We start from the raw sequence: 8,945 nt of genomic DNA, 5'->3' as shown, positions 1-8,945 counted from the left end.
ACACAGACCCCAACCTCGTCATTCCAGGGCGGAGCAGCCGCGAAGCGGCGTCGCGCAGACCCTGGAATCCATTCCGTTACCTTGATCGAAGAGTGCAGCCGAGCAGAATTCTGCACCGTGAGCGGCGCTCGGACGTCACGGAATGGATCCTCGGGTCTGCGCGCGTCGCTGCGCTCCTTGCTCCGCCCGTGGATGACGATCGCGATGGGCGTTTCGGCCAATCGCCAAGGCATGCCAGCCGCCACGCGGACACAGACCCCAACCTCGTCATTCCAGGGCGGAGCAGCCGCGAAGCGGCGTCGCGCAGACCCTGGAATCCATTCCGTGACCTGATCGAAGGGTGCAGCCGAGCAGAATTCTGCACCGTGAGCGGCGCTCATAGGTCACGGAATGGATCCTCGGGTCTGCGCGCGTCGCTGCGCTTCTTGCTCCGCCCGTGGATGACGATCGCGATGGGCGTTTCGGCCAATCGCCAAGGCATGCCACCCGCCCACGCGGACACAGACCCGACGATCGAAATCCCTGTGCTACGGAACGGGCCGATCTCGTCAGCTTTTGCTGGAGGCCAGCACCAGCGCCGGCTTCTCGCTGTAAAGCTTGGGGAACAGCGCCTTCAAATTCTCGATCTTGGGCAGGTCGTTGTAGACGATATAGGGATAGGTCGGGTTCAGTGTCAGGAAGTCCTGATGGTAGTCCTCGGCCGGGTAGAAGGTCTTGCCGGTCTCGAGTGTGGTGACGATCGGCTTGCCGAACACCTTGGCCTTGTCGAGCTGGGCAATGTAGCTCTCGGCGACCTTCTTCTGCTCGTCGTTCTCGGCGAAGATCGTCGAGCGGTATTGCGTGCCCTGGTCAGGCCCCTGGTAGTTGAGCTGCGTCGGATTGTGCGCGACCGAGAAATAGACCTGCAGCAGCTGGCCGTAGGTGACCTTCGACGGGTCATAGGTGATCTCGACGGATTCGGCATGCCCCGTGCGGCCGGTGCCGACGACTTCATAGACGGCGTTGTCGGCGCTGCCGCCGGTATAGCCGGACACCGCCTTGCTGACGCCCTTGACATGCTGGAACACGCCCTGCACGCCCCAGAAACAGCCGCCGGCGAAGATAGCCTTCTCGGTGCCGCTCGCCGCCTTCTCGTCCAGAGCCGGCGGCGGGATCACCACCGCGTCCTCGGCCGAGCGGGCCGGTGTCTGCCACAGAGCCGCTGCCGCCACGGCCGCAAGGCCGAGCACTGCCAACGTGCCGCGGGCGAAGAATGGCGATCGCCGCGCGGCCTTTGCCTTTATGCCGTTCATGTCCTGATCTCCTGTTGTTGCTTCATTATATACGAACGCAGCCGCGAAGTGGTTCTCACTTTGCCGTGCGGCTGTTCTTGTGAGCGGCGGCGCTCCCCCTCATCCGGCCCTTCGGGCCACCTTCTCCCCGGTGGGGAGAAGAGATTGGCGCCGGCGTCGACAATCTCCTCTCCCCACCGGGGAGAGGTCAGCCGAGCGAAGCGGAGGCTGGGTGAGGGGCAGTGCCAGGCTCACCTCACTGAGCAGTGCCATCCGCTGGCTTCATGGCATCCGTCACAGGCTTCATGGCATCCGCCGGCTTCATAGCGTCCGTCGCAGGCTTCATAGCGTCGGTGACAGGTTTCATCGCATCCGCCGGCTTCATCGCATCCGTTGCCGGCTTCATCGCCTCGGTGCTCATCGCGTCGGGCTTCATCGCGTCCGTCGCCGGCTTCATCGCGTCGGCCGGCTTCATAGCGTCGGTCGCCATCGCGTTGGCGGGCTTCATCGCATTGGCCGTGTCGTCGGCGCGGGCGCCGGCGACGAAGACGGACGCGGAAAGCGCGAAAGCCAGTGCCGGCAGCGTGAGGAACTTGGACATGGGTAGTCTCCTTGGGTTTTGGCGCGCGCATGCGGGCCGGGTTATGCGTTGCCGCTGTCTACGGCCCCGCGCGTAGGGGAAAAAGGTCAGTTGGCGGCCGCGGCCAGGATCGGTCCGCCGCGCGCCGCCTGCACCAGCACCGCGGTGCTCAAGCCGCCTGTGGCTGCAGGCAGCGGCAGCGTCGTCGCCGCGCCGTTCCAGCTGCCGAGCTTGGTCAGCGAATGCACGACATTGGCGTGCGGCAGCGTGCGGCCGGTGTTCTCGCCACGCGCCACCGGCACCTCGACGACGCCTCTTGTGTAGCGCACCAGCCAGATGTCGGCGCCGCGGCCCGGCGCCTTGCCGGCGCCGATGCTGACCCTGCCCTGCCCAAGCGAAAGCTCCGGCCCCTGCGTGCGACCGCCTTTGGCGATCAGGCTCTGTATCTCGCCCGGCGCGGCGCCCACGCCGTCGCTTCTGCCGTTCACCACCACCTGCGGCGTGAACGGCCCGTCATGGCCGAGCGACGGCTCGTAGGTCACCTGGCGTTCCGTGAATTCCTTGCGGCCGAACGTGTCCTTCCAGCCGAGATAGTCCCAGTAGGTGACGTTGAACGACAGCGCCAGCACGCCCGGCTGGTCCTTGACCTTGATCAGGTTGGCGTTGGCCGGCGGGCAGGACGAGCAGCCCTGGCTGGTGAACAGCTCGACCACGGTGAGCGGCTGTGCGGTCGCCGCGCCCATCGTGGCCGCGAGCATCGCGCCGGCGAGCAGGCTTGTTGTCGATCCGGTCATGGGAAGCATTCTCCGTTGCGGGGTCATGCTTCATTTCGCCGGGGTGGAGAGGTTCGTTACAGCTTCACCGGTTTGTGATTGCTTCCCGTCGCCCCGTTTACGGGGAGAAGGTGGATCGGCGCGCAGCGCCGAGACGGATGAGGGGTGAGTCACAGATTGCAGCCCTTGCTAACTGAAACACCCCTCATCCGCCCTTCGGGCACCTTCTCCCCGTGAACGGGGAGAAGGAAAAACCCCCGCCGCTTGCCCCTCAACCCCGCCCCTGCTAAAGCGCGCCGCATGACCACCCCGCTCGACCACATCCGCAATTTCTCCATCGTCGCCCATATCGACCATGGCAAATCCACGCTTGCCGACCGGCTGATCCAGCTCACCGGCACGCTGGAGGAGCGCGACATGAAGGAGCAGGTGCTGGACTCGATGGATATCGAGCGCGAGCGCGGCATCACCATCAAGGCCCAGACCGTTCGGCTGAACTACCATGCCAAGAACGGCGAGGACTATGTGCTGAACCTCATCGACACGCCCGGCCATGTCGACTTCGCCTATGAAGTGTCGCGTTCCTTGGCCGCCTGCGAGGGCTCACTGCTGGTGGTGGACGCGTCCCAGGGCGTCGAGGCGCAGACCTTGGCCAATGTCTACCAGGCCATCGACAACAATCACGAGATCGTCGTGGTGCTGAACAAGGTCGACCTGCCGGCGGCCGAGCCCGAGCGCATCCGCGAGCAGGTCGAGGAGGTGATCGGCCTCGACGCCTCCAATGCGGTGCTGATCTCGGCCAAGACGGGGCTTGGCGTGCCGGACGTGCTGGAGGCGATCGTCCACCAGCTGCCGCCGCCGCGCGAGGGCGACATCGCGGCGCCCCTGAAGGCCATGCTGGTCGACAGCTGGTACGACGCCTATCTCGGCGTCATCGTTCTAGTGCGCATCATCGACGGCGTGATGAAGAAGGGCCAGACCATCCGCATGATGGGCACCGGCGCGAAATATCTCGTCGAGAGGACGGGCGTGTTCAAGCCGGCCCGCGTCAATGTCGACGAGCTCGGCCCCGGCGAGTTCGGCTTCTTCACCGGCTCGATCAAGGAAGTGGCCGACACCCGCGTCGGCGACACCATCACCGAGGACCGCCGCCCGACGCAAAAGGCGCTCCCCGGCTTCAAGCCGGCGCAGCCGGTGGTGTTCTGCGGCCTGTTCCCGGTCGATGCCGCCGATTTCGAGGATTTGCGCGCCGCCGTCGGCAAGTTGCGCCTCAACGACGCGAGCTTCTCATACGAGATGGAAACCAGCGCGGCGCTCGGCTTCGGCTATCGCTGCGGCTTCCTCGGCCTGCTGCATCTGGAGATCATCCAGGAGCGGCTGGAGCGCGAATTCAACCTCGACCTGATCGCCACGGCGCCCTCCGTCGTCTACCGCCTGAACCTCAATGACGGCTCGGTCAAGGAACTGCACAACCCGGCCGACATGCCAGACGTGGTCAAGATCGCCTCGATCGAGGAGCCATGGATCCGCGCCACCATCCTGACCCCCGACGACTATCTCGGCGGCATCCTGAAGCTCTGCCAGGACAGGCGCGGCATCCAGGCCGATCTCTCCTATGTGGGCAAACGCGCCATGCTGACCTACGACCTGCCGCTCAACGAGGTGGTGTTCGATTTCTACGACCGGCTGAAGTCGATCTCCAAGGGCTACGCCTCCTTCGACTATCACCTGACCGACTATCGCGAGGGCGACCTGGTCAAGATGTCGATCCTGGTCAATGAGGAGCCGGTCGACGCGCTGTCCATGCTGGTGCACCGCACGGCGGCGGAAAAGCGCGGCCGCGCCATGTGCGAGAAGCTGAAGGAACTGATCCCGCACCATCTGTTCAAGATCCCGATCCAGGCGGCAATAGGCGGCAAGGTCATCGCCCGCGAGACCATCTCGGCGCTCCGCAAGGACGTCACCGCCAAATGCTACGGCGGCGACGTGACCCGCAAGCGCAAGCTGCTCGACAAGCAGAAAGAGGGCAAGAAGCGGATGCGCCAGTTCGGCAAGGTGGATATCCCGCAGGAGGCGTTCATCCAGGCGCTGAAGATGGGGGATTGAGAAGCCCGTTGGCGCGCGGAGCGCGCCAAGCCATCGATCCAGTGAATCGATGGCAGGCTTCGAAAGCGGCGGAGCTGCCGGCAGGCAGCGGGCCCCCCGCCAGCGCGGCGCTGGAACTGCGCGGTGGAGATTACACGCCAGCGACTACGAGTTCTTGGTGTCCCGACCGTCCGGTTCTTTTGCCACACCTTTGAACGGACCTTCCGAGGACTTACGCTCCATGAATTGGCCAGTTCGCTCGTCGCGCTTCTGCCAGTCGCCGTTCTCGTGCTGGAATTGCGTCCTGCCCGTCACGGCGCCTCTGCGGTAGTCATCACCCGTGTTCTTTGCCATGTTGGCCTTCGAACAGAACGGGAACGTAGCGCGATTCGCAGCCGAAATCATACTGACTTCAACAACATTCCACCTCGTTGTATCCTCTTCCCAGCTTGGGGAGACATCACATGCGCTCCACTCTGGACACTGTCGCCGCGATCGGTCTCGCCATCGGCGGCGCTTTTGGCTTGGCGGGCACTTTCGTTGCCAGCGACGCGCTGCGCGAAACGGTCTGGACCATCGACGGTGTGGCGATCGTCGTCGCCACGGCGTTACTCGTGGTGAAATACCAGCGGCTCGGCAATGATCTCATCGCGGCCGGGTTCCTGACTTTCCTGGCCGGCGAGAGCCTGCTTCTGGCCGGCAATGCGGCGGGCCTTCAGGCGAGCGTGCCTTCCTATGCCGGCGGCATTGCGCTGTGGGCGGCGGGGCTGGTCATGGTCAGCGCGCAGGCCACTTTTGCGCTGTGGATGCGGCTCACGGCGACCGTCGCCGCCGTGCTGTTCGCCGTCTCGGTCCTGATGATCCTGTGGGGCGCGCCGCTCTTGCCCACCTCGGCGCCGCTGCCGGCGCTCGGCTATCCGTTCCTGGTGCTAACCTTCATCGGCTGGATCTGGACTTTGCTGAAGCCGGAGCGTTGAGCGCGAAGGCGATGGCCGCGCCGCTCGAAATCCGCAACAGCCCGTCGGGAAAGATCTTGCCCGCCGTCGGGCCGTTCCTGCTTGGCGGCATTTTCGGCTTCGGCGCGCTGCAGGGCGTGGCCTCGGGCGCGAACAGCGGGCATGTGCTGTGGATCGCGCTGCTTGGCGCCGCCTGCCTGGGGCTCGGCGTATCAATCGCCCGTGGCGCTTTCGACAGTTCGGTCAAGGTGGTGCTGGACAGCCACGGCTTCCGCGATGCCCGCGCCGGCGACGTGCTGGTGCCATGGAGCAAGGTGAGAAGCGTGCGGCTCGCCGCCGGCGGCAAGGGCGCGGCGATGCTCAATTTCGAGCTCACCGAGGAGCCGCCCGACGCAGTCCGCTACTCCTCCGCCAACGCCTTCGGCCTGATGCCCTTTGGCCGGAACATCGTGCACATGGAAATCTCCTCGCTCGACGTGCGCGGGGAGGAGATGGTGGATGCGGTGAAGACATTCGCGCCGCATGTGGTGGTGAGGAGGTAGCGATCACCTGCGTTTCAGAAGGAGCGCGGCGCCGAAGCTGCTGATCTCCCCCCTCGTGGGGGATGGCCGGCAGGCCAGAGGGGGGCGCTGTCCCGCCGGCATCTCAAAGGTAAGCTTTCGCGGCTAGGTTCTCTTTGATTGACACAAACGCCGCGATCCTTCGCGCCCCCCTCTGCCCTGCCGGGCTTTCGTTGCTCGGAAAGCCAAGCAATTGGCTTCCCGTCCGCTACGCGCACCGTTCCTCAACCCCCACAAGGGGGGAGATTAAGCACTCCACCCGTGCTCTACTCCCCTCAGGGGACCTCGCCATGATTCGCGCTCTGCTCGCCTTCCTTCTCCTCAGCACCCCGGCCTTCGCCGCCGACATGTCGGTCTTCGTGCGCAACCAGCGTTCGGACGGCGTCGCGGTCGAGCTGTTCAGCCGCGACAGCCAAAAAGTCTGGCCGGGCGACGACAAGGTGTTCCTCATCCGCCCGAAGGCGCGAAAGTCCGTGCCGATCTCCTGCGAGCCGGGCGAGCACATCTGCTGGGGCGCCTGGGTGAACGGCGACGATTCCGTCACCGCCGGCGTCGGCCCCGACAACGACCAGCCCTGCGACACCTGCTGCTTCATCTGCACCGAGCATTCCACCGAGACAGTGGATTTGGCCGAGTAGCGGGGCGCCTTCCCCCTTCTCCCCTTGTGGGAGAAGGTGGCTCGGCGCGCAGCGCCGAGACGGATGAGGGGTGCTCCAGCGGAGTGAGGCGCCGGCTGTTCAAGTCCACAACATTGGCTAATCTTCCGCCATGCCGCACCAACCCGTAACCCCGGCCAAACGCAATTTCGCTCGGTCGATGCGCCGTGAGCCGACAGAGGCGGAAGACCGCTTGTGGCACGAATTGCGCGGCCGGCGACTCGACAATATCAAGTTCAAGCGGCAGGTGCCGATAAGCAGGTTCGTCGCGGATTTCCTCTGCGCCGAAGCAAAACTCATCGTCGAAATCGACGGCAGCCAGCACGCGGAATCGGATCGCGACCAGGAGCGCGACGCCGAACTGAAGGCAAGGGGATTTCGCGTGCTGCGGTTCTGGAACGACGATGTCCTGAAAGAGCTGGGTGCGGTCTGCGATACCATTATTGCGTATGTGAAAGATAAGAGTTTGCAGCCCTGGCGTTGATGCCACCGGGCGTCTTCGCCAAGCTGGAGCACCCATCATCCGTCTCGGCGCTGCGCGCCGAGCCACCTTCTCCCACAAGGGGAGAAGGGGAAGTCCCCCCAAATTCCGTCAGCCATTTTTCGCCGCCACCCCTTGGCATATGCGCCCGCCATGTCATCATCCAACCATCGGCCGTGGGGGCCGATTCTACCTCGGGGGTTCTCATGTCTTCCACCTTTGCGCGCCGCGTTGCCGCCGCGCTTTCGCTTGCCGTCCTCATCGCGCCCGCCGCTCACGCCGGCGACGTCACCTTCCAGATCAAGAACAATCATCCCAACGCCATGCGCGTCGAGCTCTACAGCCAGGACCGCGACTATGTCTGGCCGGGAAATGGCAAGGATTTCTATCTCGACGACGGCGAGACCAAGCAGTTGCCGATCTCGTGCAACGAGGGCGAGAAGATCTGCTACGGCGCCTGGGTCGACGGCGATGAAGAAACCTATTGGGGCGTCGGGCCCAACAACAAGGAAACCTGCGAGGACTGCTGCTACACCTGCAGCGGCGGCCAGACCGAGGAGATCGACCTGGAGGAGTAGGGGTGGGACGCCGAAGCTGCTGATCTCCCCCCTTGTGGGGGAGATGCCTGGCAAGGCAGAGGGGGGCGCTGTCCCGCCAGCATCTCAACCCGCTAAAAAGCTCCTGCCTTGGGAAACTTCTGCACATTCGAAAAGCGGCGGGCCGCGATCCTTCGCGCCCCCCTCTGTCCTGCCGGACATCTCCCCCACGAGGGGGAGATTGGCCGTCACGCGGCCCTTCGCCAATCTCCAGCGAACTTCCACAAGGGGAGAAGGAGAGGGCTGCGCATCCGGCCAGCTTGACGCCCCTCTCGCTCGCGCCCTAGCCTCACCTCAACCCAACAGGAGACCCCACCCACATGGCAGGCACGGTCGAAGGCGAGAAGATCGACGTTTCCTTCAGCGGCAAGCGCTGCATCCATTCGCGCAATTGCGTGCTCGGCAACCCGCATGTCTTCGTGCCCAACGCGCCGGGCGAATGGATCCATCCTGAGGCGGCAAGCGTCGAGCAGGTCGTGGCGCTGGCCGAAAACTGCCCGTCGGGCGCCATCACCTACACCAGAAAAGATGGCGGGCCGCAGGAGAAGCCGCCGGTGGTCAACACCGTGCGGCTGAGGGAAAACGGCCCGCTGGCGGTGCATGCCGAGATCGTGCTGGGCGAGGACACCTTCTTGCGCGCCACGCTCTGCCGCTGCGGCCTGTCGCAGAACAAGCCGTTCTGCGACAACAGCCACATCAAGGCCGGTTTTTCCGCCACAGGCGAGCCGCCGCTGAAGGAAGCGCAGGTGCTGGAGGCGCGGGACGGCCCGCTGACGGTGACGCCCACCGTCAACGGCCCGCTCAAGGTCGAAGGCAACGCCGAGATCGTCACCGGCACCGGGCATACCATTGCCCGCATCAGCAAGGTGTTCCTCTGTCGCTGCGGGCATTCGGCCAACAAGCCGTTTTGCGACGGGTCGCATAAAAGAGTGGGCTTCGTGGCATGACAAACGCCGCGCCCGCCTTAGCTTAGGGGGAGGACTCTGA

11 protein-coding genes are annotated in these 8,945 nt (G+C 64.8%); 7 read left to right on the top strand and 4 right to left on the bottom strand.

All coding sequences use genetic code 11. From position 1 onward, the window contains the following. Window positions 1-548 precede the first annotated feature (548 nt). The 3 genes from msrA to FJ419_RS30105 form a co-directional block, all read right to left on the bottom strand. The gene (gene msrA / locus FJ419_RS30115) at window positions 549-1,292 is read right to left on the bottom strand and encodes a peptide-methionine (S)-S-oxide reductase MsrA (protein ID WP_140700781.1); all 744 of its coding nucleotides are present in this window, start codon (window positions 1,290-1,292) and stop codon (window positions 549-551) included. A 235-nt stretch (window positions 1,293-1,527) separates the two neighbouring features. Further along, entirely contained in the window at window positions 1,528-1,872 is a 345-nt protein-coding gene (locus tag FJ419_RS30110) for a hypothetical protein (protein WP_140700780.1), read from the bottom strand. 86 nt (window positions 1,873-1,958) lie between these two features. After that, window positions 1,959-2,645: a DUF1223 domain-containing protein gene (locus tag FJ419_RS30105; protein WP_181170847.1), complete on the bottom strand. Its 687-nt coding sequence runs from the start codon at window positions 2,643-2,645 to the stop codon at window positions 1,959-1,961. A gap of 279 nt (window positions 2,646-2,924) precedes the next feature. Between FJ419_RS30105 and lepA the strand changes: the two genes are divergently transcribed. After that, window positions 2,925-4,730: a translation elongation factor 4 gene (gene lepA / locus FJ419_RS30100; RefSeq protein WP_140700778.1), complete on the top strand. Its 1,806-nt coding sequence runs from the start codon at window positions 2,925-2,927 to the stop codon at window positions 4,728-4,730. 144 nt (window positions 4,731-4,874) lie between these two features. Here lepA and FJ419_RS30095 read toward each other — a convergent pair whose 3' ends face one another. Next, complete coding sequence (locus FJ419_RS30095; RefSeq protein ID WP_127862144.1) at window positions 4,875-5,063, bottom strand: hypothetical protein; 189 nt, start codon at window positions 5,061-5,063, stop codon at window positions 4,875-4,877. A gap of 110 nt (window positions 5,064-5,173) precedes the next feature. On the opposite strand from FJ419_RS30095, the gene FJ419_RS30990 reads away from it, so the two are divergent. The 6 genes from FJ419_RS30990 to FJ419_RS30065 all read left to right on the top strand — a co-directional run bounded on the left by FJ419_RS30990 (window position 5,174) and on the right by FJ419_RS30065 (window position 8,905). Beyond that, complete coding sequence (locus FJ419_RS30990) at window positions 5,174-5,686, top strand: hypothetical protein (protein WP_181170846.1); 513 nt, start codon at window positions 5,174-5,176, stop codon at window positions 5,684-5,686. Continuing rightward, window positions 5,683-6,207: a hypothetical protein gene (locus tag FJ419_RS30085; protein ID WP_140700777.1), complete on the top strand. Its 525-nt coding sequence runs from the start codon at window positions 5,683-5,685 to the stop codon at window positions 6,205-6,207. Before FJ419_RS30990 ends, FJ419_RS30085 begins: the two co-directional genes overlap by 4 nt. Window positions 6,208-6,515: 308 nt before the next feature. Then, the gene (locus FJ419_RS30080; RefSeq protein WP_140700776.1) at window positions 6,516-6,863 is read left to right on the top strand and encodes a hypothetical protein; all 348 of its coding nucleotides are present in this window, start codon (window positions 6,516-6,518) and stop codon (window positions 6,861-6,863) included. A gap of 130 nt (window positions 6,864-6,993) precedes the next feature. Continuing rightward, complete coding sequence (locus FJ419_RS30075) at window positions 6,994-7,365, top strand: DUF559 domain-containing protein (protein WP_140700775.1); 372 nt, start codon at window positions 6,994-6,996, stop codon at window positions 7,363-7,365. A 203-nt stretch (window positions 7,366-7,568) separates the two neighbouring features. Next, window positions 7,569-7,940, top strand: a complete 372-nt coding sequence (locus FJ419_RS30070) for a hypothetical protein (RefSeq protein ID WP_140700774.1) — start codon at window positions 7,569-7,571, stop codon at window positions 7,938-7,940. Between the two features lie 338 nt (window positions 7,941-8,278). Next, window positions 8,279-8,905, top strand: coding sequence for a CDGSH iron-sulfur domain-containing protein (locus tag FJ419_RS30065; protein ID WP_140700773.1), 627 nt, complete (start codon window positions 8,279-8,281; stop codon window positions 8,903-8,905). Window positions 8,906-8,945: the final 40 nt, after the last annotated feature.

The organism is Mesorhizobium sp. B2-6-2, assembly GCF_006440615.1.
Classification (GTDB): Bacteria; Pseudomonadota; Alphaproteobacteria; order Rhizobiales; family Rhizobiaceae; genus Mesorhizobium.
The sequence above is the reverse complement of the archived record's forward strand: the minus strand, read 5'-3'. Positions and strand labels throughout refer to the sequence as shown.

What these genes read in the sequence shown, in the direction of transcription:
- FJ419_RS30110 (WP_140700780.1), bottom strand. Translation starts at nt 1,872, where the DNA reads ATGTCCAAGTTCCTCACGCTGCCGGCACTGGCTTTCGCGCTTTCCGCG.
- FJ419_RS30080 (WP_140700776.1), top strand. Translation starts at nt 6,516, where the DNA reads ATGATTCGCGCTCTGCTCGCCTTCCTTCTCCTCAGCACCCCGGCCTTC.
- FJ419_RS30070 (WP_140700774.1), top strand. Translation starts at nt 7,569, where the DNA reads ATGTCTTCCACCTTTGCGCGCCGCGTTGCCGCCGCGCTTTCGCTTGCC.
- lepA (WP_140700778.1), top strand. Translation starts at nt 2,925, where the DNA reads ATGACCACCCCGCTCGACCACATCCGCAATTTCTCCATCGTCGCCCAT.
- FJ419_RS30105 (WP_181170847.1), bottom strand. Translation starts at nt 2,645, where the DNA reads ATGACCGGATCGACAACAAGCCTGCTCGCCGGCGCGATGCTCGCGGCC.
- FJ419_RS30065 (WP_140700773.1), top strand. Translation starts at nt 8,279, where the DNA reads ATGGCAGGCACGGTCGAAGGCGAGAAGATCGACGTTTCCTTCAGCGGC.
- FJ419_RS30990 (WP_181170846.1), top strand. Translation starts at nt 5,174, where the DNA reads ATGCGCTCCACTCTGGACACTGTCGCCGCGATCGGTCTCGCCATCGGC.
- msrA (WP_140700781.1), bottom strand. Translation starts at nt 1,292, where the DNA reads ATGAACGGCATAAAGGCAAAGGCCGCGCGGCGATCGCCATTCTTCGCC.
- FJ419_RS30075 (WP_140700775.1), top strand. Translation starts at nt 6,994, where the DNA reads ATGCCGCACCAACCCGTAACCCCGGCCAAACGCAATTTCGCTCGGTCG.
- FJ419_RS30095 (WP_127862144.1), bottom strand. Translation starts at nt 5,063, where the DNA reads ATGGCAAAGAACACGGGTGATGACTACCGCAGAGGCGCCGTGACGGGC.